The sequence below is a fragment of the Methylobacterium variabile genome (genome assembly GCF_001043975.1).
Lineage (GTDB): Bacteria > Pseudomonadota > Alphaproteobacteria > Rhizobiales > Beijerinckiaceae > Methylobacterium > Methylobacterium variabile.
Genome location: NZ_LABY01000480.1, coordinates 1 through 780 on the forward strand (window position 1 = coordinate 1; position 780 = coordinate 780).

The 780-nt window shown below is 69.1% G+C and carries 1 protein-coding gene; it reads right to left on the bottom strand.

Translation table 11 applies throughout. The features are described from left to right. Positions 1-194: 194 nt before the first annotated feature. Positions 195-780, bottom strand: a 586-nt coding sequence (locus tag VQ02_RS38580; RefSeq protein WP_048448701.1) for a hypothetical protein, incomplete at its 5' end; no start/stop codon positions are given.

Genomic DNA, 780 nt, shown 5'->3' on the forward strand with positions numbered 1-780 from the left:
GTATCTGACTTCGCTCGGCCGAGCGCGGGTAACGCGTCGTTCAAGCCTGTGCGCGACGCCGCTCCTTCGAACGGCCGGCTCTTCTGCAACGAATCCCCGTGTGGTGCAAGAAAGCCCAGTGGCGGAAGAAAGCCCGTGGGTCCTCTCGATGCGGCTTCGAGCGGGCATGTTGGAGACCGATGGAGCCAGCCTCCTCAGGGTGCGGGGCGCCGGTCATCCCCCTCTGCCTTGAAGCGCCATGCGGTGGCGATGAGGCCGTACAGGACGGCGGCGTTGAGGCCATGCCAGAGGAAGTGGGTGCCGATCGGCAGGCTCGGGCACAGGGCAGCGTCCAGGGTCCTGAAGGTCAGAGAGAGGGCGAACAACGCGGCGATGGCCAGCAGCGACAGGCCGGCGCGGCGCCGGGCCGGGCCAATGGGGCAGGTCTGGGGCATCAGCAGGCCGGCCGCGACCCCGATGAGGGCCAGGATGGCGGGCGCGTAGGCGATGGAGCCGTTGCTCAAGCGGTCGACCGATTGGCCCGTGAGCGCGTCGAGGGCCGGTTCCAGTCCCGCCGAGAAAGCGGTAAAGCCGAGCGTCGCCAGGATCGCCGACGCGATCGAGAGCCCAAGGAGGCGCCGCAGGGCCAGGAAGAAATAGGCATAGATGAAGAGGGCGATGGGGATGACGTCGGCGAGCATCGCCCAGCGGACGGCGAGGGTGTGGAACAGGAACGAGCCGATGCCGACGATGGCGACGAGCCCGGCGAGCGCCATCCCGGCCGGATCGCGCCTCGCGCCG